The sequence below is a fragment of the Paenibacillus sp. MDV22-iso6 genome (genome assembly GCF_058408365.1).
Genome location: NZ_JBZVDZ010000014.1, coordinates 55,692 through 82,016 on the forward strand (window position 1 = coordinate 55,692; position 26,325 = coordinate 82,016).

A 26,325-nucleotide genomic window follows, 5' to 3' on the forward strand; every position below is an offset into this window, starting at 1 on the left:
GTGTACATCCCCACGTACGAAGATAAAAAAAATCATATTTTACAGCGCGGTTGTGACAAATAAACACAAATTTTATACATTTTTTAGGAAAAATAAGGGTATACAGAATCGGCTCAGCATGATAATCTAATTATGCAGATCGTCAATCTATAAAATCAGATCGTTAGTGCAATTATTTTTGAAGAGGAGGTAACATGAATGAGCGGCGATGAATCTTTTAACATTTCTATTGAGCAAGCGAAGCTGTTGGGACATTCGCTTCGAGTACGAATTATTAAACAGTTGCTACATACTCCAAGGACGGCAAAACAAGTAGCGGATATGCTCGGAGAATCAGGGGGGAATGTCCATTACCATATGATGAAATTGTATGAGGGTGGACTGATTAAGATGGTGGAGGAAAAGAAAGTTGGCGGAGTTACTGAAAAATACTACCTTTCCCGCTCTAAATGGTTCAATACGATAGGATCTGGAGCTGTCGATCCCGTGTTGGCTGATGAGTTTGACTCGAGTAATGTAACCAAATTGATCCTTCGTTTGGATCTTACCAACGATCAAAAGGATGAATTACATGAAGAATTTAAACAGCTGCTTGAGAGGTGGGTGGATAAAACGTCAATGCATATGACGGATAATGCAATAACAATAAGTCAGGAGTATAGCGTAGGAATCCAGATCAAGTCAACAAAGGAGAAAAAAGAAACTGGTGACAATACGGAGGTGTAACAATGAGTATGCTGCGTAACCGTAATTTTTTACTTATGTTTCTTGGGAGAGTGGTCACGAATATCGGAGATTCCCTTTATGCCGTAGCAGCGATGTGGCTGGTCTCTGAATTGGGAGGATCTACTTTTTATACAGGATTAGCTGGGTTTCTTACGATAATTCCTAGGTTTATTCAATTTTTTTCAGGTCCTATAATCGATCGGGTTAATATCCGTACTCTTCTAATCTATACACAGTTAATACAGGCGGTATTGCTTTTATTAATTCCCGTTGCTCACTACATGGGTTTCCTAACTGTGGGTCTTGTTCTTACCGTCTCTCCCATTATCTCCACGTTTAACATGTTTGTCTATCCGGCCCAGATGTCCTCCCTACCACAATTTGTTGAGGATCGAAATCTCTCCAAGGCTAATTCCATGTTCACCTTTGCCAATCAAGGCATTGAAACAGGCTGCAACGCTCTCGCAGGAATACTGTTGGTATCGATTGGGGCAATTTCCATCTATCTTCTTGATTCGGTTATGTTCATGATGAGTACGCTCCTCTTTGCTATGATCAAAGTCTCCAGGGTCAAGCACCTTGAGTCAAGGGGAGAGGAACCTAACAATTTAATACAGATTGTCAAGAAATATGGTTCTGAACTTACAGAAGGGATTCAAATCTTATTTAACAAAACAGTTTCACGCCTTCTTTTTGGAATAATCTTGATTAATTTGGTGGGCGGTGCAACATTCGTCGTTTTGCCGCAATTCAGTAAGGGATATGGAGGTGCAGAGATATATGGCTTATTGCTAATGGCCCAAGCGTTGGGAAGTCTATTAGGAGCTTTGTCGGCACCTTATCTTAGGTTAGAATCAATAGGAATGGGGAAAATTTATGCCGTAGCTTTCATGCTTAGTGGCTTACTGTGGACGCTCTCTGTTTTTTGTCCCTATCCGTGGTTGATGATATTCGTATACGGATTAGCTTGGTTTCCTGGTGGTGTAACTAACATTTTGATTAATACTTATCTGCAAAAGGGTATACCTACGAATTTGCTAGGAAGAGTTTTTTCAGCTGCCTATAGCTTGAGTGGAATTGCTATGCCTATTGGTTCCTTAATAGGGGGAATTGTGGGTCAGATGGCGGATGGAAAGGAGGTTATTGGATGGAGTGGTTTTGTAGTTATACTGGTCGGACTGTATTGGATGTTGGACTATAAAACACGCTCGCTTCCGAATGCTCAGAGTGTAACTGACAGAGCCTTTTTATCTTAATTACTGATACACAGGCAAACTAATGTTAGGGTGACTCACTTGTTGTATAAATCGAGTTTTTAGCTGGAAAATAGGCGATAGAATACAGCGATATTTAAAGTTATACCCTTAGAATAATTCCTTAAATATATGGATTCCGTACACTCTGGCATGGGGGTATGGGGTCCATGTTTTTTTTGGTAACAAAAAAATAAAAAAAATTTAACTTTTTTTATAAAAATTGCAGACAAAATGCCTCTTCACTTCGTCTATATCTGTAAGAGGTGATTTTCCGATGAAAAAATGGTGGATACGGGCAGGAATGCTGCTGGCTCTACTGGTTATTATATATTTGGGTGTAAAACCGGACATGCTGGTGGGCAAACCGGGGATTAAGGCTGAATCGGCTGTATTAATGGATATGAACTCTGAGCAGATTTTAATCAACTTTAACGGTTCCGAAGAAATTGCAACGGCAGGGATTAGCAAATTGATGACAGAACTACTAGTAATGGAGGCTGTGATCAACGGAGAGTTGCGTTGGGACGACCCTGTTAATATCAGCTTGTATGCAAGCTCAGTAGGTGGCAGCCACCTGGGTTTGAAACAAGGGGAGCAATTCACTGTGCAGGAGCTATTCCAGATTGTAGCCGTCTATTCCGCGAATGATGCCGCTATTGCTCTGGCTGAACATATCAGTGGGACAGAGCAGACTTTTGCACAAAAGATGAATGAGAAGGCAACCGAGATCGGACTGTCTGATAAGACGGTGTTTACGAATGCAACAGGTTTAAGTGAAAAACTACTTGGTCCGAGTCATCCGAAGGAAATACAAGGGCAGACCGTAATGACTGCCGTAGATGCATGCAAACTTGCACGTTATCTGCTGAATAACTACCCCGAAATATTGAGAGTTTCCAGCCAAATGCAGGTGTCGATGCACCAAAAAGGAATGTACATGAGCAACACCAACTGGATGCTGTCCTCTATTGGCGGACCCTATGCTTACGATGGAAACGATGGATTGAAGACCGGATATGATGAGGATTCCGGCTATCACTTCGTTGGAACGGCTGAGCGAAATGGCAAGCGACTGATCTCCGTTGTACTGGGTTCGGATAGTCGTGAGGGACGTTTTATCGAGACACGAAAGCTATTCAATTATGGTTTTTCCAGTTCAAAGTAAGGGTTATTTGAAATTTACATGACATGTTACACAATCAATGCTCTGAGAGGGAAATTCGAGGGGTGTTCTACGCTGTTAACCTATGGTGGATCATGGTAAAATGATTTACGTATAATTCCAAATTATCGTGTAATTCACTTTAAAGGGGGAAATAACTTGAACGTAGTGAGTAAAAAAGTATATGCTCTCACGCTTACCATGGCGATGTCAATCGCTCTGATTCAACCAGCGGTCCAGGCAGCAGAAGCGGTGAAGCCTACGGCGACAGTCGCTGAATCCATTGCTTCGAAGGCAACACAGACACTACAGCAACTGGGATACATAGATGGCACAAGAGATGGAATGAAAGAGTCACAAACGCCAATTACTCGTGCTCAGGCCGCAATCATCCTGCAGCGTGTACTTAAACTGGATGCTCCAGCGTCTCTTACAGGTTTTGCAGATGTATTGGCTAAGGATGAAGCTGCTCCTGCCATTTACGCACTGAAGCAAAGTGGTCTTATTCAAGGGCAAGCCAAAGGATATGCACCAGATGCACCTCTCACAAGAGCACAGATGGCATCGTTGTTTACTCGGGCATTTGAACTAAAGGATAATGGCATTCAGGTTGTATACAGTGATATGGCGCAAATTCCGAAGGTACATACGGAGGATGCGATTCGTCTGAAGCAGCATTTTATTATTGAAGGCAGTGCGTTTAACGCCAAAAATTCAGTGACCCATGGTGAGTTTGCTGATGCGCTGTACCTCGCTCTTGGACTTGATGTGCAGTCAGAAGGTCTAACACCTCTGGAAGACTTCTTCAAACAGCCGGCTCAAGCAGGATTCCAGATGTCTCCGGATGGTAAACATCTGGCTTACATGGAGCCTTGGAACAACCGAATGAATATCGTGGTGAAACAGAATGGTCAGGACAAGTCGGTACGTATCACGAGTGAGACTGAACGCAGTATAGCGGGATTTGTATGGGCGACAAAGGATAAGCTGTTGTATGTAAAGGATGAAGCAGGGGATGAGAACTATCATATTTATGTAACGGATATTGATGGTAAGAACAGCAAGGATCTGACGCCATACCCGAATACAAGAGCGATCCTGGTAGACTCCCTGGAGAATATTCCGGATGAAATTCTAGTAGGTATGAACAAACGTGATCCACGGATCTTTGACGTGTACCGGATTAACATCAAGACAGGTGAGGCTGTACTTGCTGCAGAGAACCCGGGCAATATTACTGGATGGCTTACGGACCATGAGGGTAAAATTCGTGTGGCCATATCGAGTGATGGTAATGTCTCTTCGTTAATGTATCGTGAATCAGAAGATAAACCATTTGAGAATTTGATGACCACCAAGCTCGGAGAAACTTTTGCGCCGGTGATGTTCACGTATGATAACAAAAACATCTATGCTGTATCCAATTTAGAGCGGGATAAAACAGCGATTGTCGAATACAGCCCAAGCAGCAAAAAAGTAACGAAAACCGTCTATGAAAACAAGGATGTGGATGTATCCAGTTTCGTTCCTTCTAAAGAAAAAGGCACAATCCTTGCAGCTGTCTATGAGACGGACAAGGTTAACTATGAATACTTCGACAATGATTTCAAAAAGTTGATGCAGGATATCCAGGCGAAAGTTCCGGGTAAAGAAGTAAGCATTTCAAACATAAGTGAAGAAGGTCAGGTTCTGTTCGTTGCGTATAGCGACAAATCCATGGGTACGTATTACTTCTACGATTCCAAGACAGGTAAGCTGGATAAATTAGCTGACGCCGCACCTTGGATTGATGAGAGTAAAATGTCGGATGTAAAACCCATTACGTACAAGTCACGTGATGGTTTAACCCTTCATGGTTATCTGACGCTCCCACAAGGAGCCGAGGCTTCCAAATTGCCACTGGTTGTTGTTCCGCATGGTGGACCATGGGCCCGAGACTCATGGGGCTTCAATCCCGAAATTCAATTTCTCGCAAGCCGTGGTTATGCCGTACTACAGGTGAATTTCCGTGGCTCTACTGGATACGGTAAGGAATTCCTGGATGCGGGCAACAAAGAGTGGGGTAAAGCGATGCAGGACGATCTCACAGACGGCGTAAATTGGCTGGTTGAAGAGGGAACGGTTGATGCGAAGCGTGTAGCTATCTACGGTGGATCTTATGGTGGATATGCAGCTCTGGCAGGACTGGCATTCACACCAGAAGTCTATGCAGCAGGAATTAGCTATGTTGGACCATCCAATCTGTTCACGCTGCTGGATTCACTGCCACCTTACTGGGAGTCGGAGCGCAACATGTTCTATGAACGTATGGGTGATCCGGAGAAAGACAAGGAGCTGCTGACAGCTGTCTCACCACTGTTCCATATCGACCAGATGAAAGCCCCATTGTTCGTGGTCCAGGGCGCAAATGATCCGCGTGTGAAACAGGCTGAGTCTGATCAGATCGTGGAGGCTCTGCGCAAACGTGGAGTAGATGTGCCATATATGTTAAAAGCCAATGAGGGACATGGCTTCGGCAATGTTGAAAATCAATTGGATTTGTATCGTGCAATTGAGAAATTCCTGAATCGCCACTTGATGCAGCAATAGTAGTTAAGTTCAACAATAAAACCGTCCCACGGGTTCCATCGAACCTGAGGGACGGTTTTATTTGGTGGAGCAGGGAATTGAATTAGGTATCCAAGCATATTAACAAATTGACATATGTAATCATTCTGATTTAAAATGACCAGTGAGTCATTATTGTTCGGTTCGGTTTAATATATATGTATCATTACAGCCTTAAGCTACTGGATTGCAATCTGATCGGGGAGGAAACATGTAATGCAAAAACAAATGAAATGGCCGCTTATCCTATTTGCTATCGGGGTGTTTATGGCTGCGCTGGATAACGGGATTATTACGTCGTCCCTGACGACTTTAAATGCGTCATTTGGCGTGTCGCCGACGTGGGGAGCATGGACAATCACGCTTTATACGCTCGGACTTGCGGTGAGTGTGCCGATTGCGGGTAAGCTCTCCGACCGTTATGGACGCAAGAAGCTGTTTCTTATTGAAGTGGCTTTGTTCGGAATTGGGTCTTTACTCGTTGCACTAAGCACATCGTTTACGTTTTTCCTGATTGCTCGTGTCGTCCAGGCGTTGGGTGGTGGCGGGATCTTTATCATTGCGAGCTCTTATGTATTAAGCAAGTTCCCAGCGGAGCGTCAGGGCACAGCCTTGGGTCTTCTGGGAGGTATGAACGGGGTTGCGGCGATTCTAGGGCCGAATATCGGTGCTTTTATCCTGGACATTACGGGGAATTGGCATTGGTTGTTCTTGATCAATGTACCGATCGCCATTTTGTTGTTTATTGCAGGCATCCGTTATATTCATGAAGAACAGGAACTGAGTCGTAAGGCGGTGGACTGGAGTGGTATCGCGGTCATGACGCTGGGTGTGCTCAGTCTGATGTACAGCTTTAGCAATCTGGATGGCGTAAATATGCTGCAAAGTCTTGGCTCACCGATGTTCTATGGCTTCTTCCTGGCAGGTGTGGTCATTCTGGTTCTCTTCTACTTTCTTGAAAAAAGGCTGGAAGGATCACAACGTGAACCTGTTGTATCTACACAGCTTCTGGGCATTGCGTCCTTTCGTTGGACGCTGCTGATTGCCTTTTTCTCAGGAGCCATTCTGGCATCCGTGATCTTCATTCCAGGTTTTGTTGAGCAATACCTCGGGGTATCCAACACAGCCTCCGGCTACTGGTTTACACCGCTTGCTCTGGCTTCAGGCATTGGTGCAGGTGGTGGCGGTTATCTGGTTGACCGCAAAGGGCCAATCTGGACGTTATCTGTAGCCGGATTGCTGTCGGCTATCGGCTTCCTGCTCTTCCCGCTGTGGGTAGAGCATATCTGGCAATTCGTGATTGCGAGTGTACTTGTGGGGATTGGCTTCGGTATGATGCTGGGAGCTCCAGTGAACGTGCTCGTTACTGAGCAAGCGGGTGAGAACAACAAGGGCATTGCGGTAGCGACCAGTTCCTTGTTCCGTCAGATGGCTATGGCGATCGCGCCAACCATTTTTGCCGGTTTCCTGGCTCGTGCCTTCTCCAACCTGGGCTCCAATATTCAGCAGGGTCTCACGGATCAGGGCATCCAGGTTCCGCCCGAAGCGCTTCAACAATATGCGTCTGTCGGCGGTGCAGCTTCAGGAAGCGATATTTCCAGCTTAACCGAAGGACTATCCCAAATTCCTGATCCGGGCATTCGAGATGTGTTGCTACAGGCTCTTCATCAGACAATCGGCGAGGGTTATAGTGGACTGTTCTGGTCTGCGGTTATTTTCAGTGTACTCACGCTGGTCGCTGCGTTTATTACAGGGCGACAGCGTCATAAAGAGAAGAGGAATCGGGTGGAGACAGCATCAACAAATGGAATGGATGGACATTCCACATGAAGAGAACAGTGCACCTTTTGCCAGTAAAAAAGGAGCACTGTTCTTTTCAATTTAACCGTATTGTAACTTTTCATCATCCAGCAATGATTACAATAGAACGAGCGTGAGCGGCGTTTTCTTTTGAGATAGAGAAAACTTCAGAGAACACCGTGTCACAAGCCATTGCGCACGTTTAATGGTAATTATATAAGTTGAACGGATCATTAACACTGTACCGTTGCGGGGTCAGGATAAGTTAAATTCAACTTATATAGTAGTAGTATCGAATTTCATTTTGACAGTGAAGAAGGAATCGATGGATGACAAGCAGAACTAAAGATAAGAAGAAGAAAAGAAGAAAAGGTCTATATATAACGCTCGTATCGCTCGTTGTTTTGTTAATCGGGGGCTATTTGTTTCGTCAGCAGCTTGCTGTAGCGGCCTTCGATCTGTTTCTCGCTGGTTCAGTTGAAGACCAATTGTCTCGTTCCTATGTCCCTCAGGAGGGCAACAATACGCCTGACCCAACAGTATATCGCAAAGAACCGTTCTCGGTATTGCTGCTAGGCTCAGACAAACGTGCCTATGAGAAAACACGTGGGCGCTCAGACACGGTTATCTATGCCGTTGTTCGTCCGAAAGAATCCCGCGTACTCCTGGTATCCATTCCTCGTGACACCTATGTGCAGATTGTTGGACGTGATGCTAACAAGGATGGTGAGGATGATTATGACAAGCTCGCGCATGCCTACGCCTTCGGTGGGGAGAATATGTCTATCAATACGGTGGAGAAATTTCTCGATGCGGATGTAGGTTATTATGCAACAATTAACTTTGACGGGATCAAAAAAGTCGTTGATGCGCTTGGTGGCGTGAAGCTGCCGATTGATGAGGACATAGTGAACAAGAACCCTGAACATGTGCAGTTCACAATAGAAGGCGGTAAGCCGATCTATGACGGGCAGGAAGCACTTTACTATGTAAGATACCGTGAGGATAGCGATTTTAATCGCACCAAGCGGCAGCAGATTTTCCTGAATGCCATGGCGAATGAGATGCTTAATCTGAACGCCATCAGCAAAATTCCAGAATTGATTCAGATTATGGGAGACAGCTTCCAGACGGATATGCAGCCTTCCTTCATTATTGATCTGGCCAAACAGGTACTGACTCAGGAAAAACCGCAAATCTCAAGCTTCACTATTTTGGGCGAAGGAATGCGGAAAAACGGAATTTATTATGGCAAGGCAGATGAGAAAGACGTCCAATATGCCAAAGAGCTGATTAACAACTGGATGGATGAGTCGACCCCAGCCGGTGAAGTGATGATTCCTGACCGGCAGAAGATCGAGTAACCAATTCCATACAGACGTTATGTTTTAGACAACGATCAGCAGTGCGTTTATTGGCGGGCTGCTGTTTTTTTTACTTTGTAGAAGGAATCATGTCCTTTTGGAACATCTTGCGTTCTAATGCGTACTATGTAAGTTGAATGTAATAAGCTGACTGATGAAATTTCACAAGGAGGATACGTAAGGGTATGAACATCGCATTTTTTTTGCTGCCCAAACAAGAAGTTACGTGCGTAACGTCGGATTCTACTCTGCGGCAAACGTTGGAACGGATGGAATATCATCGGTTCACGGCGGTGCCCATTTTGAATAAGGAAGGCAAGTATATCGGCACGGTTACCGAAGGTGATCTGCTGTGGTATATGAAGAACGCCGAGGGAAAGATTACATTTGAAAACGCTTCAAAATTCCTGCTTAAGGACGTTCCACTTCGGCTGGATATCAAACCGGTATCCATCGAAGCCAACATGGAGGATTTGATTAATCTCGCGAAAGTGCAGAACTTTGTGCCGGTTGTCGATGATATGGAGCGCTTCATTGGGATCGTAAGACGGAGTCAGATTATTGAGTATTGCGAGGGTATTGTAGCCAAGGAATCCATGAAAGTGAAGTAAGTCGCAACCAATTTCGATATTGTTGCAACTGCGTGGATAATCACAGCCGTCCGGTATCATGTTAAACTTAAGAAGAGCTGAACAAGAGCGAACTTAAATGAATTTTCGACAAGATAAAATACGAATTCGTTGTACGGGGTCCCCGCAAAGTACCTGAGATAAGTTTCGGAGGACTTCTCCGCTTTTTGGGGTAATTTTGCGGCCCCCCTTTTTATGCTATAATGGAGAATAAAGCTTTTTCGGGGGAGAGTGACTTTCGCCAATATGCCTAAAGAACTGGATGTAGCCAAACGCGCTAAAGTGATTGAATGGCTTAAAACCGAAGTGCTTGATCAGGTATCCCGATTATTCAAAGCGTTATGGGAAGGCAGTACAACCCGAATCGGGGACAGTCTCGCCAGTTTGATGATGAGTAGTTACATATTGGGCCGCAGGCTCGGTATTCCTTTCAAGGATCTGGATGCACTGCTTGTTGAGAAATTGAAAAAGCATAAACAGGAAGGTCACCAGTTGGAAGATTGGTACCAAGATATTTCCGCGCTAGAAGATCACATGCGTAAGAGGTGAATTTGTTGAAATTTAGCTTTAAATCAGCTGTCTGGAGCGTAGTTTATCTGCTCTTGCTACTTTCGCTGTTAACTCCTTTATCGGTTTTGGCCATATTTTTCATGATGATACCTGGAGTTATTTTGTTTGCTTCATTACCGGTAAAATCATTTATATGGCATCTCGTCCCAGTGGCGATCATTTTGGTCATATTTAGTCCGATTTATTTGTTATTACTGCTTTTGTTCACCCTGCCCGCCATTGTTATGGGCAATGCTTACAAGAAAAAGAAATCGGCCCTGTTCGCCCTAATGGCAGGAAGTGGAGCCATGCTGGCCGAGTATCTGTTGCTCCTGTTGATTGGAAGTGTAATCTTCCAATTTGATTTGTCGAGTTATATTGATGATGTGGTCAGATTGACGATTGAACCCCTGACGAATACATCCAGTCAGATGGTAAATGGGTTTGTATGGACACCTGAAATGACTCAGGATGTCGCAAGACAGACGCAGCTTATGATTCCATTCGCCTTGGTGGTCACGTCTCTGGTCATGGCTCTAATCACACATCTCATTGCACGTCCGATTCTAAACGTAATGGGCGTGGTTGTACCGAAATTTCCACCTGCGCGTGAATGGCGTATGCCGCGTGCCCTGATCTGGTATTACTTCCTGGCATTGTTGTTCGAAGTGATATCCAGGCAGAGTGACGGAACGTACTGGACCATGATCGCCATGAACTTGTCGCCTCTAATCAATTTGGGCTTCATGATTCAAGCCATCGGATTCTTCTTCTTTCTCTCACATGCAAAGAAATGGAATCCGGTTGTACCGTATTTGCTGGCGGCAGCAGTCTTCTTCATTGGACCGCTGCGGATTATCGGGATTATCGATCTGGCGTTCCCGCTTCGCGAGGCAATATCGAAACCAAAACGATAGGGTGATGAGTCATGCCTAAATTTCTGAAGAAACGCTGGCACGGCTACTATACCGTATGGGCGTTCATACTGCTGCTTCTGCTTGTTATGTTCGTGACCATCTACAACTGGACGCTTGGTTTGATTAGTCTGATACTGGCTTCGGCGCTGGGAATCGTCATGATTAAGGCGGAGCTCGCGTTCCGTCGTGAGCTTAACGACTACATTAATGGCCTTTCCATTCGGATCAAACGAATGGAGGGGGAAGCGGTCAGCATGCTCCCATTCGGTATTGTGCTGTACAGCGAAGATCGTACCGTAGAGTGGCATAATCGCTTCGTCGCGGACATGTTCCAAGAGAAGACGATGGTAGGTAATCCGCTGCAAAATTTGTTTCCCAAACTTCCTCAACCGAAGGAAAAAAAGGATGGGACCAAGGAGCCGTCTAAGGAGCTTCACGACGAATTCCAATTGGATGATCGATATTATGGAGTTATTCATAATCCGCAAGAGCGGTATGTATATGTTTACGAGATTACGGAGCTAGCCATTCTTCGTGATAAATATGAGAATGAACGCATGGCACTGGGCATTCTGGTTCTCGACAACCTGGACGAAGCAGCCCAGGGCATGGACGACCAGCAGCGGACTGCGCTGATTGCCCGTGTAACAAGCGAGATTACGTCTTGGGCGAAACGGTATGAGGTATACCTGCGCCGCCTCTCTTCTGATCGTTATCTCATGATGTTGAATTATAAGTCTTTGCAGGAACTGGAGCAGAGCCGATTTGTCATCCTGGATGAAGTCCGGGAGATGACGGCTGATCTTAAGGTGCCGATGACACTAAGTGTTGGACTGGCATTTGGCTCGGATACCATCAGTGAGATGGGAGAATTGGCTCAGTCCAGTTTGGATATGGCACTTGGCCGTGGTGGTGATCAGGCTGCCGTAAAATCTGGACAGCGGTTGTCCTTTTACGGTGGAAAGTCCAACGCGGTGGAGAAACGTACTCGGGTAAGAGCTCGGGTTATCGCACATGCATTGCGTGATCTGATGCAGGAGAGTGACCGAGTGATTATCATGGGTCACAAAATGCCTGATATGGATGCGATTGGCGCGTCTATTGGGGTATGGAAAGCGGCGAGTCTGTACAATGTGGAGGCACGAATTGTACTGGATGGACCCAACCCTTCCATTGAACGCATGATGGAACAGGTGAATAAGGATGAGAAGCTGTCCAAAGCCTTTGTGTCGCCGGAACAGGCAACCCAGATGATGACGGAGCATACGCTGCTTGTTGTTGTCGATACACATAAGGCATCCATGACAATGGAGCCGAAGCTGGTTCAATCCGCTACGCGTGTCGTGGTTGTGGATCACCACCGTCGGGGTGAAGAATTCATTAACGATGCAGTTCTGATCTATCTGGAACCATATGCTTCTTCGGCAGCAGAATTGGTGACTGAGCTTCTCCAATATATTCATGACAAGGTACAATTCACTCCACTGGAAGCGACGGCGTTATTAGCCGGGATTACGGTGGATACGAAGCATTTTGCACTCCATACGGGATCGAGAACGTTTGAAGCGGCAGGCTTCCTGCGTCGCAGTGGTGCAGACACCATTATGATCCAGCGGCTTATGAAAGAAGATCTGTCAGAATATATTGCTAAGGCAGAAATCATAAAGCATGCTAAAATGGTATACGGGAACATTGCGCTGGCGGTCACGGACCCTGGCAACAAGATTCCACAGATGATGATCGCCCAAGTGGCGGACACATTGCTTAATATGACCGACGTGGTCGCTTCATTTGTCATTAGTGAACGCCCGGATGGACTGATTGGCATCAGCGCGAGATCGCTGGGGCGCATGAATGTTCAGGTGGTCATGGAACGACTGGGCGGTGGCGGACATTTAACGAATGCTGCCGTGCAGCTTGAAGGAACGCTTGGAGAGGCGGAAAAACGGCTGACGAACGTACTGGCTGAAATCGAAAAGGAAGAGGGTTTGTTCGAATGAAAGTCATTTTTATAAAAGATATGAAGGGTCAAGGCAAAAAAGGACAAGTGAAGGAAGTGTCCGAGGGATACGCACAGAACTTTCTTCTGCCACGGGGAATCGCACGTCCAGCAACAGACGGAAACATGAAAACACTGGACAACCAGAAGGCAGCGGAAGACAGACGTAAGCAGGAAGAGAAAGCAGAAGCGGAAGCTCTGGCTAAAAAGCTTGAAGCTGAAGTGACTGAACTGAAAGCAAAATCCGGCGAAGGCGGCCGTCTGTTCGGTGCAATCACGAGCAAACAAATCGCAGAAGCTCTGGCAGCGAAAGGTCTGAAAGTCGACAAACGCAAAATTGAACTGGACGAGCCTATCCGCACACTCGGCGTAACGCAAGTCACCGTCAAGGTTCACCCTGAAGTGAAGGCTACCTTGAAGGTACAGGTAACGGAGGAGTAAGATGGGCGGCGAAATGTTATTCGACCGGATTCCCCCACAGAACCTGGAAGCCGAACAGGCCGTGCTGGGTGCAATCCTGTTGCAGGGCGAAGCCCTGATTACAGCGATGGAACGGGTGCAAACCGAGGATTTCTATGATAAACCCCATCAATTAATTTTTGAAGCGATGATCCAGCTTGGCGAGGGAAATCAACCGATTGACCTCGTGACACTGACTTCGCTACTGAAGGATAAAGGCGAGCTTGAGGACATCGGCGGCGTCAGTTATCTGGCGAAGCTGGCTCATGGTGTTCCGACTGCCGCGAACGTGGATTATTACGCTCAGATTATCGAAGAGAAATCCATGCTGCGTCGCCTGATTCGTACAGCTACGCAAATTGTGAGTGAAGGATACACGGGCGGTGAGGATGTCGCGGCTATGCTTGGAGAAGCAGAGCGGCGCATTCTGGAGATTTCCAACCGACGTTCCAGTAGCGGTTTTATAGCCATTCAGGATGTTCTGATGGAAGTATTCGACCGTGTGGAGACGTTGCATCAGAACAAGGGCACCACAACGGGCATTCCGTCCGGGTTCATCGATCTGGACAAGATGACCGCCGGATTCCAGCGGAGTGACTTGATTATTGTAGCGGCACGTCCATCTGTAGGTAAGACCGCCTTCGCCCTGAATATCGCTCAGAATGTAGCCATTCGGGCGCAGGAGACAGTTGCGATATTCAGTCTGGAGATGTCAGCCGCACAGCTCGTACAGCGTATGATCTGTGCAGAGGCCAATCTGGATGCGGGTGTCATGCGTATGGGTGACTTTAAAGGTGATGAAGATTGGCAAAAGCTGACGATGGGCATTGCAGCCTTGAACGAAGCTAATATCTACATTGACGATACACCAGGGATCACCGTAGCTGACATTCGTGCTAAATGCCGTCGTCTCAAGAAAGAGAAAGGCCTTGGCATGATTCTGATCGACTACCTTCAACTGATTAGTGGACGTGGTAAAGCCGGCGAGAACCGTCAACAAGAGGTATCCGAGATCTCACGTACCCTGAAACAGATTGGCCGGGAACTGGAAGTTCCGGTTATTGCCCTGTCTCAGCTGAGCCGGGGTGTAGAGCAACGTCAGGATAAACGTCCGATGATGAGTGACTTGCGGGAATCGGGTTCGATCGAGCAAGATGCCGACATCGTTGCGTTCCTGTACCGGGATGACTACTATAACCAGGAAACCGAGAAGAAAAACATTATCGAGATTATTATCGCCAAACAGCGTAATGGTCCGGTGGGTACGGTGGAACTGGTCTTCCTGAAAAACTTTAATAAATTCGTTAACTACGAGCGGGCACATAATGATGCCTTTGCCATGTAGGGGACAGGCACAGACTGCTTCGATAGGGAAGTGAAATCGTCTGTCCCCGACATCAACCATTAGATCATATGAACTCATAAATACGTTGTGAATACGACATATAGCGTTGGATTTAAACGCGTAGCGAGTAACCGGGGTTAGCTGTCAAGCAAGATTTGACTGGCTTCGCCGGTTTTTTGCGTCGCAATATGGAGTCAATTCCGAACATTATAGTTTGACTATATCTAATTGTTCGCCATTTGATTTGACTTTGAAAAAAGGGACTGGTACACTAGTACTGCTGCGTTAAAGCAGCGAAAACCTTCCCTTGGATGTAAACCGAGGGGGATTTTCACTGTCCGTTAGCACGCTTCTCCGCTGGTAATTTCACTTCAAATTCCTGCCGAGATAGAGGACGGACAGACCAATACAAAGGTGCGCAAGGCACCCACGGAGGTATGTACTATGTCAACGGTAGTTGTAGTGGGAACGCAATGGGGAGACGAAGGTAAAGGCAAGATTACGGATTATTTGGCGGAATCCGCAGACGTGGTTGCTCGTTACCAAGGTGGTAACAATGCAGGACACACGATTCTGATCGATAACAAAAAATATAAATTGACGATGATTCCATCGGGTATCTTCTACACAGACAAAGCATGTGTAATTGGTAACGGTATGGTTATCAACCCGAAGGCACTCATCGAAGAAATTAACTATATTCATGACAATGACTTTACGACCAAAAACCTGTCCATCAGCGAACGCGCACACATCATCCTGCCATATCACATGGTATTGGATGCATTGGAAGAAGAGAGCAAAGGCCCGAACAAAATCGGTACAACAGGTAAAGGAATTGGCCCATGTTACATGGACAAATCAGCTCGTATCGGTATTCGTATGGTTGATCTGCTTGATGCGGAAGAGTTCGAACTGAAACTGCGTCATTTGGTAAAAGAAAAAAACCGTGTAATCGAGCAGGTCTATGGCGGCGAGCCTGTAGATGTAGAAGAAATTCTGAAAGATTACCTGGGATACGCAGAAATTCTGCGTCCTTATGTGCGTGATACATCAGTTGTGCTCAACGAATACATCGATGAGGACAAAAAAGTATTGTTCGAAGGCGCACAAGGCGTTATGTTGGATCTTGATCAAGGAACTTATCCATTTGTTACTTCATCCAATCCGTCAGCAGGCGGCGTATGTATCGGTTCGGGCGTTGGCCCAGCCCGTATTCAGCAGGTTATCGGTGTGGCTAAAGCCTACACAACACGTGTAGGAGATGGTCCTTTCCCGACAGAACTGCATGATGCAATTGGTGACCAAATTCGTGAGACCGGACATGAGTACGGTACTGTAACTGGACGTCCGCGTCGTGTCGGCTGGTTCGACAGTGTTGTTGTTCGCCACGCTCGTCGTGTTAGCGGAATCACGGGTCTGTCCCTGAACTCCCTGGATGTAATGACAGGTCTGGAAACGGTGAAAATCTGCACAGGCTACAAATTCCGCGGCGAGGTTATCACTCACTATCCAGCAAGCCTGAAAATGCTGGCAGAATGTGAAGCGGTATACGAAGAGCTTCCGGGCTGGAGCGAAGATATCACTGCGGCGAAGAAACTGGAAGACCTGCCTGTGAACACACAGAATTACGTGAAACGTGTTTCCGAACTGACAGGCATTCCAATTGCCATCTTCTCTGTAGGTCGTAACCGTGAGCAAACGAATCAGGTTCTTCCTATCTACGAATAAGCAGCTAGGTTAACTCGGCAATACGAAGTAAACGTTCATCCAAATGATATGCCTATATAGGCATCATAGAGCCCCAGTTATCGCTTAAATAGCGATGGCTGGGGTTTTTCGCACGCCTTCCTGATATAATCCCCGGATTTCCGTCAATACTGGTTAACAGTAGACTCATAGATCCTGAAACATCGAATGTGATATGGGGTCGGAAAACGGAGGGAGAGAACGGGAATGAAGTTGCTTCAATGGTTCATTAAAATATTGCTTACCGTGATGCTGGTCAGTTCACTGACCCTGCTGACAACCGGATTAATCGTTCAGTCATATGTAAAATCGCTGCTGGCGAGTTTCAATATTCAGTGGGAAGGCCAGCCCATGGGGTTAACGGCCATGTTTCAGGGTGCATTAGGTGGTAAGTCCGGTGAAGAGAAGAAGCCAGGAACGGGCACGACAGATCAGCCGGCAGGAGCGGAGGAGGAACACGTTCCAGAAGATGCGATATCTGTCATGGGCAATGGAACAGAAAGTGGAGAAACAGGCGCGAATACAGGCAACAGCTCTGAACAGGGTACGGGAACAGACGATGGTCAAGGAGCAGGCTCAGGAACGGATTCTTCTGCTACGGGATCTAGCCCAGGGGGCAGCTCAGGCACGGGAACAGACGCAGATGCTGGCACAAATGCGGGTAGTGATTCTGGGACAACGCCTGGCAACAGTACAGCATCGGGCAACGGATCAGGTACGAATTCCAATGGCACGCCTTCTTCAGGGAATGATGAGATTGTAGTATCTCCGGATGACATCACAGGCAAGAAGGACAAGCTGCCGTTGGAGGAAAAAGAAAAGATTTTCAGTCTGCTGATGAACAAGCTGCCCCAGAAAGAGATGCAGCAAATCTCAGGCGCCATGGAAGGCGGCCTGACTGAGCAGGAGTTGCGGGATATTGAGCAGGTGATCTCCAAGTATCTGACGAGCGAAGAATACGATAATCTAATGGAAGTCCTTCAGGCGGAATAAACTAAGTTCATATAGGGAATTCCGTAAATCTGCGACCCTTTGCTGAATATTCATAAAGGAATCAGAAAATCGAATCCTGAGCGATAAATTAGAGAAATTTAATTTATGAGGCCATTCGGGCAATGAAATAAAAGCAGAAATTGGTTAGCATACAATCCAGCCAATATGAGGCACTCTATAGCAAGAGTTTAACGAAATCCCTCACCAGAGATGATCTGACGAGGGATTTCAGTTTGTATTTTTATGAAAAAGAAAACACATATCGGTGGGTCTTAGAACCTAGTCTTAAAAAATGATCAAAAGTACATAGTATACCTGAAGTAGAGGCGATATGGGGAAGAATATTGATCTGCCATCTTATGGATAATACAGGGAAACCAAGCGTGGCGCGGCTTTGCGCTGTGACGTGTACAGTTGAAATGAGTGTAAAACCTGTGTTAAAGTATACGGGTGTGATAAAAGGTTAAAATTTTGACACTTTTACGAGCGCAGCTAAAGTCCTGATTTGCGGACACCCGAATACAAATATCGACAAGCATGGGACAGACACAGTGGGTGATGTCTTGACAGAAATGCGAACTGAGAAGTGCTGAAAAGGAGAGAATCATGAAAGGTTTCAGAGGCATACGCCAACCGGGCAAGAACCGGGAACACGAACAATCCGGGGAACACCGGACGGCCGAAGACAAAAACAACATGAGCATGTCCAACATCAGTAGTAATAAAAAGCGCGTTCTGGCCTCGCGCAAATGGATCATTACAGCAGCATGTGGTTTATTTATCGCTGCATCGATCGGATTCGCAGGCAAACAATACGTTGCTGCAAACACCGTCCCATATTATAAAGTGATGGTTAAAGGAAATGAGATTGGCACCATCACGGATGAGACGCAATTACAGAAATTATTTGCAGACAAAACTGAGGAATTCCAAAATAAATATCCAGAAGCGGAAATGGTGCTGAACACAGATGGCATCACGACCGAAACCATTAAAGCATACAAACCCGTAGTGAACAGCGATGAGACGCTGGACAAGCTCGGCGACATGCTTACCGCCTATGCCAAGGGTGTAGAGCTCAAGGTAGACGGTGAAGTAATCGGCATTGTGAAGGATCAGGCAACAGCAGACGCGATTCTGGAACAAGTGCAGAACAAGTACATATCGGCATCGGCTGTGCGCAGTTCGCTCAAGACGAAGTCGGTATCGGCAAACTCATCGAAGAAAGCCGAGGGGCCGAGTACTACGCTGAAGTCGGTGGGCATCAAGGAAGATGTAGCGACAGATGTGGTGAAGGCTGACCCAAACAAAATATGGGATGTATCCGAGGCGGTTGAAGCTTTAACCGTTGGTAAAGACGCGCCTGTAACTTATGTCGTGCGTGAAGGAGATACGATCTCTTCCATTGCTGCCAAATACGAAATTACGCAAAGTGAGATTCGCAAACATAATCCGGGCATCAAAGAAACGTCACTGCAAATTGGGGACGAGCTTACACTGACGGTGCCAAAACCAGCTGTTACCGTTAAATCAGTTGAGCAGGTGGTTGAACAGATTGAGATTAAACCGCAGGTGGAAGTACGCAAAAGTGCTGAGCTCAAAGCAGGCACAACCAAAGTGGTGCGTCCAGGTCAAAGCGGTCTGAAAAGCATGCAATATCGGATAACGAAGGAAAATGGTGAGGTCGTTCAGGAGGAATGGCTTGGCCAGGAAGTCATCAAGTCAGCAGTTACTGAAGTGGTTCTGAGTGGAACCAAAGTGGTCGGTGAAGGTACAGGTGAATTTGCTTGGCCGGTATCAAACGCTACGATGAGCAGCAGCTTTGGACAACGCTGGGGTCGCCAGCACAAAGGTGTCGATCTTGTCGGTAACCGTGACGTGAAAGCGTCTGATGAGGGCGTGATTACTTTTGCAGGACAGAAGAGTGGTTATGGCAATGTTATTATTATTAACCATCGTAATGGATACGAAACACTTTATGGGCACTTGAACAGCATTGGTGTTAAGGTTGGACAAGTCGTTGAAAAAGGTGAGAGCATCGGCGTAATGGGCAACACGGGCCGTTCGACCGGAACGCATCTGCATTTCGAGATTATCAAGAACGGAACGGTGGAAAATCCGTTGACATACTTGAACTAGTTATATCGCAATCCAGGGCAAGGTTGGCAGTTGATGCTGGCCTTGTTTTTTGCTGCTTTAAAAATTTTTCAGTCTGGGCTGCACATTGGCCCTGATCGGGATGTGACGGTGCTTCAGGTATGTTAAACTATAGACTATAGGCAACAAGCCATATGATATGAACTATATTCAATGAAAACGTAGGAAACACAATTTATATAAGTTGATTAAGAGAGATAGACCGCTAAGGCGGATTAAGCAGGATATAGGGGTGAAGACAGCCGATGCAGGGGAAGATTTTGGTGGTGGACGATGAACAGCCCATTGCGGACATTCTGAAGTTTAATTTGGAAAAAGAGGGGTACGAGGTCATCTGCGCATTTGATGGCATTCGTGCGGTTGAATTGGCGTTATCCGAGAAGCCGGATCTGATGCTGCTGGACCTGATGCTGCCAGGTAAGGATGGTATGGATGTGTGCCGCGAGGTGCGTGCCCATCTGGAGATGCCGATCATTATGCTGACTGCAAAGGATGGGGAGATCGACAAGGTGCTCGGTTTGGAGCTAGGTGCGGATGATTACGTGACGAAGCCTTTCAGTACGCGCGAGCTGCTCGCCCGGGTGAAAGCACAGATGCGCAGACGGCAGAAGCCTGCCATTACGGCTGAAGCGCCGGAAGACGAAGAGAAACAGGTCATGCGTTTATTTGATCTGGCGTTTGATATGGACATGTATACAGCTTACAAAGGCGGCGAACCGCTGGATCTGACTCACCGTGAGTACGAACTTCTCTATTATATGGCGAAGCATTCCGGCAAGGTAATGACACGTGAACATCTGCTGCAAGCTGTATGGGGATATGAATATTTCGGGGATGTACGTACCGTTGATGTTACGATTCGTCGTCTGCGTGAGAAGATTGAGGAGAACCCGAGCAAACCGGAAACGATTCTGACTCGCCGCGGGCTGGGTTATCTCGTGCGCAGTCCCAAAAGCGTGGGGATATAATGGGGCGTTTCTCGCGATTTTCGTTCTTTCGAACGATTCAGGCGAAACTGATTATTATCTATGTACTGCTGATTCTGATTGCGATGCAATTGATCGGCGTTTATTTTGTGAGTGCGATGAAGAACTCGCTGACCAGCAACTTCACTGAGGATTTGCAGGCACGGGCTGAGATGCTGTCTGTGCTTGTGGGAGAGACGATGGCTGGTGGAGAAGCCGAGGCTGGCGAGGATAAAACGGAAAACCTGCGTGTGTTGGTAAACAACCTGTTCAACATCAACGGAGCGGAGATTCAGGTGCTGGATGCCAGCGGCAAAGTGCTGACCACCTCGCTAAGTTCCCATTCAGACTATGTTGGACGCAAAAACACCCAGACCGTTGTCAGCCGTGCGCTTCAAGGCATTCGGGACAATGAGGAATATATCGTGGACGAGGATAATGTTCGCAAAAAGGTCGTTGCCAAGCCGGTGCTGTCCGGCGGCAAGATTATCGGCGCGGTCTACATCGCCGCCTCGATGAATGAGTTATATGCCACAATGGAGGGCATTAACAAGATTTTTATCTCAGGCATTTTGATTGCCTTGGTATTAACCGCAGTGCTTGGTGTCATTCTGTCACATACGATTACGCAGCCTATCAAGGAAGTTACCCGAAGGGCGACGGCGGTCGCGGAAGGCAACTTCGATCAGCAGACGCCTGTATTCGGAACGGATGAGATTGGGCAGCTCAGTCGGGCGTTCAACTATATGACTAGCAGATTGCGGGATGCGCTCTCCCAGAACGAAGAGGAGAAGGAGAAGCTGACGTCCATTCTGACCAATATGAGTGATGGCGTGGTCGCAACGGACGAATATGGCAAAGTCATTCTGGTGAACCGCCGTGCTAGCAGCATTCTGGGCATGCGTCCGGCGGACATTGAAGGAAGGCACTTTGCCGTATTGCTGGGCATTGATCCGGAAGATGCTGAAGCGTTAGCCAGTGGTTTTACAGGCTCGACGCTGCTCCAGATTGCGCCTGCGGGACAGGAAGATCCCGTTGTCATCCGCATGACGTTTACACCGGTCCATCGTCGCGAGCTAGGCATTACAGGTACGATTGCTGTGCTTCAGGACGTTACAGAGCAGGAAGAACTGGAAGCTTCACGGCGTGAATTCGTGGCGAATGTCTCTCATGAGCTGCGTACACCGCTGACTACCATTAAGAGCTACGCAGAAGCGCTGGATGATGGAGCTCTCGAAGATCCCCAGCTCGCTGGACGATTCGTTGGGGTAATCCAGAATGAGACGGAGCGTATGATTCGATTAGTTACGGATTTGCTGCATCTGTCCAGGCTCGATTCCAAGGAAGCGATGCTGCGCAAACAGCCAACCGACATCATGGAGATGTTGGAAGAAGTGTCGGATCGTTTTTCGTTCCAGATGCATCAGAAGGATATTCAATCTGTGCTTTCTGTAGAGAACGGGATTCCAGCGGTTCCATTGGATCGCGACCAAATTGATCAGGTGCTTGATAATGTTGTGTCCAATGCGCTGAAATACACGCTTGAAGGTGGCACGATTACAATCGCAGCCAGACGCAATGATGATCATACTCTCGCCATATCAGTGACCGATACGGGGATGGGGATTCCACAGCGGGATCTGGACCGCATTTTTGAACGGTTTTATCGGGTAGACAAGGCTCGCTCCCGCAGTATGGGCGGTACAGGGCTCGGATTGTCCATTGCCCGGGAAATTGTGAAGGCCCATGATGGCAATATCTCACTGGAGTCCGAGGTGGACGTGGGGACGACGGTAACGTTCACACTGCCCATGCGTGAGGAAGGAGGTGAGCACCTTGAAAGAGCGGATTAAATCTCTGGTGCTTGCTTCCCTCGTCGTTGCCAGTTTGGTACAAAGTTACTTCTTGATCTATCGTTTGCCCGGTGGGGGCGATTCGATTGTGACGTCAGAGACGAACTATGTGAAAACCGAGAATATGGGCCAGGAGCGCAATATTGAAAATTTAATTTTCCCTGATCAGATGGTTATTCATCTGGGAGAGGACAAACATACGGTGTTTTATCCGGGCAATACGTTCTATCAGTTGATCTATTCACGGTTGCAGGGACGTACGTTTGATGATTTCCAGCGTCGGAGTGTGCAGTCGGTCAACTGGAATCAGACTCGTAAGGAGAATCCTGGCTTTGAGCTGTCGTTCAAGGAAGGCATCCCTGTAGCGTTGTTACAGCGCGTGATGCGACTCGGGACAGACTCTCTCTTCCAGGGGGAAACGATTAACCGGATCTCGATCTATACGGCCAAAAATGAAACAAAGGCACACGCACTGTTCTTCAGCGCCAAAGGCGACGTGGTCTACGAGGCGACGCAGGCGGATCTGACAGTACAGGACGTGCAACAGCATGTCGACTTCGGCAGCAGCTGGACACCTTATACGCTGATGGACGGCGGTTATTATATCCCGGCTGAAGCACTGGAAACGATTGAGGCTGACGTGCCTACAGGCCAGTTCACTGTCGAACAAATGCAGCGCAGCCTATTCTTTGATCCAAGCATGACCCGAAACATTCGGGAAAAAGATGGATCGGAGATCTATACAGACAGCAAGCGCAGTCTGCAAGTGAAGCAAGAGCAGCGCTGGATTAGCTACACCGATCCGGCGGCACCACCTGCGGGACAGATTGACGCAGCGAAGGATGCGCTGTCCGCGGTTGATTTTGTGAATCAGCATGGCGGCTGGAAAGGTCGTTCCCGCATGATGCTGGATACAACCGATACGAAGACGAAGCTTCAGTTCCAGCAATATTACAGCAGCTTCCCGATTATGGACTCGATGCAGTTCAGGTTCGGCACGATCAGCATGGAGATGCAGCAGGAGACGGTATCCAGCTATGAACGTTCGCTCGAATATCTGAACGAAGGCGCGGAGACGAAGAAATCGGTCACCCTGCCCGGTGGGGACAAGCTGAAGGCGCTCATCCAGAAGGTGGCGGGCACCAACCGTAAGGTCGTAGACGTGTATCCGGCGTACCGTCCATCCAGCATTGAGGATGGACTGAAGCTCATCCCGGTATGGGTAATCCGCTTTGGGAACGGGGAGGAAACCACCGTTTCTTGATGGGTTATAGGATATGAAGTCATTTGATATCCGGGCGAGGTTTAGAATTACACGTTAACGGAGGGGGCAGAAATAACCTGAAGAAGCGAAGCGCTCGCCTTTATCCCAGGATTTCTCCCTTGGGAAAAGGGAATCAAGAAATCTGGGGATAACAGCGATCGGAAGGTTGTTCTGACCACGGAGTGGTAAGTGTGATAGTAGTCGTATTTATCAAATGATGGAGGTGGATGTTTTGGATTGGGGACGGGCGAAAAATGTATTGATCTATGCCTTCCTGCTGCTCAATCTGGTGCTGGGATACCAGATCTGGATGGATGCGCGGGAGACGGCCGGAGCCAATCTGGACTTCACCTCGCTGGCGGATAATACACAACAGGCAATGGAGGAGAAGGGCATTCAAGTGCTGGCTCCTATTCCGAATGAGACGCCGAAGCTGCCGAAGCTGTCGTATGAGTTCATTGAAGATAACAAGACAGGCATTGAGGTTGAACTGGAAAATAAAGTGGACAGCAAGCTGATCTTCTCGCAAAGCGAGCTGGAGGATGCACTACAGGACGAGATTCCCCAGATTGGTACGTATCGATGGGATCAGCTGATGGCGGAGGATGGGGCATTTGTGCTTCATCCGTTGGTGGATGGCAAATGGCCGCTCTTCAATGTTAGTCTGGAGCTATTCTACAGCGATCAGAAAATTACGGGTTACCGTCAGACTCCGGTGCGGATTACGACAGCGGAGGAAAGCGATCAGCAGGTGCTTCCGGCGTCGAAGGCGCTGGGTACGCTGATCGAGAACTTTTTGCCAAATGATGCGATTGTTAAAGATATTCAGTTGGGCTATTACGGCCAGTTGTTCAATTCAGATATGCAGGTGGCGATGCCGGCATGGCGGTTCGTGCTGGAAAGTGGCGAAGTGTTGTACGTGCAGGGCATCAGTGGGGATGTATTCAGTCCCAAGACAGACAAACCAGGGGAGTAATGCGTTATGGGGATTTATTTTACCGTGTTATCCAGCGGTTCGACAGGGAATGCCACGGTTATACAGCATGGGGGCACATCCCTCATGATTGATGCAGGTCTCAGTGCGAAGCGGCTGGAGGCACTGTTTCTGGAACGGGAGATTTCGGGAACGGAGCTGGACGGGATTCTGGTTACACATGAACATTCCGATCACATTAAAGGACTAGGCGCGATGTCTCGGAAATATAATTTACCAATCTATGCAAATACGAATACGTGGGCGGCACTGGAGAAGTCCGTTGGGGCGATTCCAGAGGAAAACCGGAGGGTATTTGAGACGGGTGAAAAGCATGATTTTGGCTCCCTTCGCGTGGAATCGTTCGGCATCTCCCATGATGCAGCGGAACCGGTAGGGTACACATTCGATGATGGCAGTGAGAAGCTGTCCGTTGCGACGGATCTCGGATATATGAGCGACAAGGTTCGCGATGCGATCTCGGATTCGGATGTACTTGTGCTGGAGGCGAATCATGATGTCGAATTGCTGCGCATGGGGCGGTATCCATGGAACACCAAGCGCCGCATTCTGAGCGACATTGGGCATTTGTCGAACGAAGCGGCGGGAGCTGCGCTTAGTGAACTGATGAACGGACGCATCAAGCGCACGTATCTGGCACATTTGAGCCGGGATCATAATATGATGGACTTGGCGAAAATGACCGTGCGTGATGCGATGGAGAGCCGTGGTTGCTTTTATCGGGATCATGAGTTCAAGCTCTGTGATACGTATTATGATCGGCCTACGCCATGGGATAGGGTGGGTGAGCCATAAAGCTGTCGAGTTCGGTAGCTTTGCGCTCTACTTCTTCGCGGGTCAGAATGCCTTTGTCGACGAGCAGTTCAATAATCGTGCTTAGGGCAAGGGTGTTGCGGTAATGCTCTTCCTTGAGATCGGCCAGCTTGGCCGCCATATGAACTTCATCCATGGCTGTGAGTGTACGCGTGCGATCCATAATGTGAATCCTCCTTCTATGAAGCTTCGAATTGTCTTTTACTATTATTGTAGTCAGGCTTGATGGAAAACATTCCTCTTTTTGCCGCTATAATTACACGTAAGGGACGTGTATGCTGAACCAGGGGCTGCATTTTGCTTAAAAAGATGAAAAAGTTCACGGGAATAGGCAAAATTGCGCTTAGCCAACTGGATTTTGTGGTGATAGATACTAGGGACCTTTATTGTTAAGCGCGTTATAGCGGAAATTTCCGTTAATCTTCGTAAATATGCAACTTTTTAAGATTTGGCGTGTTTAGTATATAAGGAGCTTTTATAGTAGAGGCTGTTTTGCGCGCAAAAAGGCATGTCGTAGAATGCGAGAGCATTTCTGATAGAGTCACAGACAGAATGGGATATTCGTTCTGTTGTACATAGACGCTTCATTCCGCGTTAATGGGAATGGCAGCGATATGCTTAACGATTTTTTATGCAGGAACGCATGGAAGAATGAGTTGGTATTTACGGTACACGCGTAACGGAGGACACAGAACGAAGCTGGAGAAGCGAAGCGTTCGCCTTT

Annotated in this window: 21 protein-coding genes; 20 read left to right on the forward strand and 1 reads right to left on the reverse strand. The window is 47.4% G+C overall.

Annotation, left to right across the window (positions count from 1 at the left end; translation table 11 throughout):
- Positions 1 to 198 precede the first annotated feature (198 nt).
- From AC4PM4_RS28375 to AC4PM4_RS28470, 20 genes are all read left to right on the forward strand, one after another.
- Positions 199 to 726, forward strand: a complete 528-nt coding sequence (locus AC4PM4_RS28375) for an ArsR/SmtB family transcription factor (RefSeq protein WP_491615103.1) — start codon at positions 199 to 201, stop codon at positions 724 to 726.
- Positions 727 to 728: 2 nt separating this feature from the next.
- Positions 729 to 1,982, forward strand: a complete 1,254-nt coding sequence (locus AC4PM4_RS28380; protein ID WP_491615104.1) for an MFS transporter — start codon at positions 729 to 731, stop codon at positions 1,980 to 1,982.
- Positions 1,983 to 2,256: 274 nt separating this feature from the next.
- On the forward strand, positions 2,257 to 3,147 hold the full coding sequence (locus AC4PM4_RS28385) for a D-alanyl-D-alanine carboxypeptidase family protein (protein WP_090809400.1): 891 nt from the start codon (positions 2,257 to 2,259) through the stop codon (positions 3,145 to 3,147).
- 165 nt (positions 3,148 to 3,312) lie between these two features.
- Positions 3,313 to 5,733 carry a S9 family peptidase gene (locus AC4PM4_RS28390; protein ID WP_491615159.1) on the forward strand — a complete coding sequence of 807 codons (2,421 nt, stop codon included), beginning with the start codon at positions 3,313 to 3,315 and terminating at the stop codon, positions 5,731 to 5,733.
- A gap of 234 nt (positions 5,734 to 5,967) precedes the next feature.
- Positions 5,968 to 7,581, forward strand: coding sequence for an MFS transporter (locus AC4PM4_RS28395; RefSeq protein WP_491615105.1), 1,614 nt, complete (start codon positions 5,968 to 5,970; stop codon positions 7,579 to 7,581).
- A gap of 299 nt (positions 7,582 to 7,880) precedes the next feature.
- On the forward strand, positions 7,881 to 8,915 hold the full coding sequence (locus AC4PM4_RS28400) for an LCP family protein (RefSeq protein ID WP_063567370.1): 1,035 nt from the start codon (positions 7,881 to 7,883) through the stop codon (positions 8,913 to 8,915).
- Between the two features lie 185 nt (positions 8,916 to 9,100).
- Positions 9,101 to 9,526, forward strand: a complete 426-nt coding sequence (locus tag AC4PM4_RS28405; RefSeq protein ID WP_063567369.1) for a CBS domain-containing protein — start codon at positions 9,101 to 9,103, stop codon at positions 9,524 to 9,526.
- Between the two features lie 264 nt (positions 9,527 to 9,790).
- Entirely contained in the window at positions 9,791 to 10,093 is a 303-nt protein-coding gene (locus AC4PM4_RS28410; protein ID WP_024629547.1) for a MazG-like family protein, read from the forward strand.
- Complete coding sequence (locus tag AC4PM4_RS28415) at positions 10,090 to 11,010, forward strand: DUF2232 domain-containing protein (RefSeq protein WP_231952824.1); 921 nt, start codon at positions 10,090 to 10,092, stop codon at positions 11,008 to 11,010. Before AC4PM4_RS28410 ends, AC4PM4_RS28415 begins: the two co-directional genes overlap by 4 nt.
- A gap of 11 nt (positions 11,011 to 11,021) precedes the next feature.
- The gene (locus AC4PM4_RS28420; RefSeq protein ID WP_063567368.1) at positions 11,022 to 13,010 is read left to right on the forward strand and encodes a DHH family phosphoesterase; all 1,989 of its coding nucleotides are present in this window, start codon (positions 11,022 to 11,024) and stop codon (positions 13,008 to 13,010) included.
- Positions 13,007 to 13,450 (forward strand): 50S ribosomal protein L9, encoded by a 444-nt coding sequence (gene rplI / locus AC4PM4_RS28425; protein WP_024629550.1) that lies wholly within the window; start codon positions 13,007 to 13,009, stop codon positions 13,448 to 13,450. The genes AC4PM4_RS28420 and rplI overlap by 4 nt, the downstream gene beginning before the upstream one ends.
- A gap of 1 nt (position 13,451) precedes the next feature.
- Positions 13,452 to 14,813, forward strand: a complete 1,362-nt coding sequence (gene dnaB / locus AC4PM4_RS28430; protein ID WP_024629551.1) for a replicative DNA helicase — start codon at positions 13,452 to 13,454, stop codon at positions 14,811 to 14,813.
- Positions 14,814 to 15,257: 444 nt separating this feature from the next.
- Positions 15,258 to 16,544 (forward strand): adenylosuccinate synthase, encoded by a 1,287-nt coding sequence (locus AC4PM4_RS28435; protein ID WP_063567367.1) that lies wholly within the window; start codon positions 15,258 to 15,260, stop codon positions 16,542 to 16,544.
- A gap of 225 nt (positions 16,545 to 16,769) precedes the next feature.
- Positions 16,770 to 17,555 carry a dermokine domain-containing protein gene (locus tag AC4PM4_RS28440; protein WP_072733924.1) on the forward strand — a complete coding sequence of 262 codons (786 nt, stop codon included), beginning with the start codon at positions 16,770 to 16,772 and terminating at the stop codon, positions 17,553 to 17,555.
- 606 nt (positions 17,556 to 18,161) lie between these two features.
- Complete coding sequence (locus AC4PM4_RS28445) at positions 18,162 to 19,694, forward strand: peptidoglycan DD-metalloendopeptidase family protein (protein WP_491615109.1); 1,533 nt, start codon at positions 18,162 to 18,164, stop codon at positions 19,692 to 19,694.
- A 263-nt stretch (positions 19,695 to 19,957) separates the two neighbouring features.
- Positions 19,958 to 20,680 carry a response regulator YycF gene (gene yycF, locus AC4PM4_RS28450; RefSeq protein WP_062327757.1) on the forward strand — a complete coding sequence of 241 codons (723 nt, stop codon included), beginning with the start codon at positions 19,958 to 19,960 and terminating at the stop codon, positions 20,678 to 20,680.
- A complete protein-coding gene (gene walK, locus AC4PM4_RS28455) occupies positions 20,680 to 22,530 on the forward strand; it encodes a cell wall metabolism sensor histidine kinase WalK (protein WP_063567364.1) in 1,851 nt (616 codons plus the stop codon). Before yycF ends, walK begins: the two co-directional genes overlap by 1 nt.
- Positions 22,514 to 23,794: a YycH family regulatory protein gene (locus tag AC4PM4_RS28460; RefSeq protein ID WP_491615110.1), complete on the forward strand. Its 1,281-nt coding sequence runs from the start codon at positions 22,514 to 22,516 to the stop codon at positions 23,792 to 23,794. Before walK ends, AC4PM4_RS28460 begins: the two co-directional genes overlap by 17 nt.
- Positions 23,795 to 24,026: 232 nt before the next feature.
- Positions 24,027 to 24,770 carry a two-component system regulatory protein YycI gene (gene yycI / locus AC4PM4_RS28465; protein WP_063567362.1) on the forward strand — a complete coding sequence of 248 codons (744 nt, stop codon included), beginning with the start codon at positions 24,027 to 24,029 and terminating at the stop codon, positions 24,768 to 24,770.
- A 6-nt stretch (positions 24,771 to 24,776) separates the two neighbouring features.
- Positions 24,777 to 25,583, forward strand: a complete 807-nt coding sequence (locus AC4PM4_RS28470; RefSeq protein WP_062327768.1) for an MBL fold metallo-hydrolase — start codon at positions 24,777 to 24,779, stop codon at positions 25,581 to 25,583.
- On the opposite strand, the gene AC4PM4_RS28475 is transcribed toward AC4PM4_RS28470, so the two are convergent.
- Positions 25,552 to 25,764, reverse strand: coding sequence for a hypothetical protein (locus tag AC4PM4_RS28475; protein WP_053781978.1), 213 nt, complete (start codon positions 25,762 to 25,764; stop codon positions 25,552 to 25,554). The two genes, AC4PM4_RS28470 and AC4PM4_RS28475, sit on opposite strands and share 32 nt — an antisense overlap.
- Between the last annotated feature and the right edge of the window lie 561 nt (positions 25,765 to 26,325).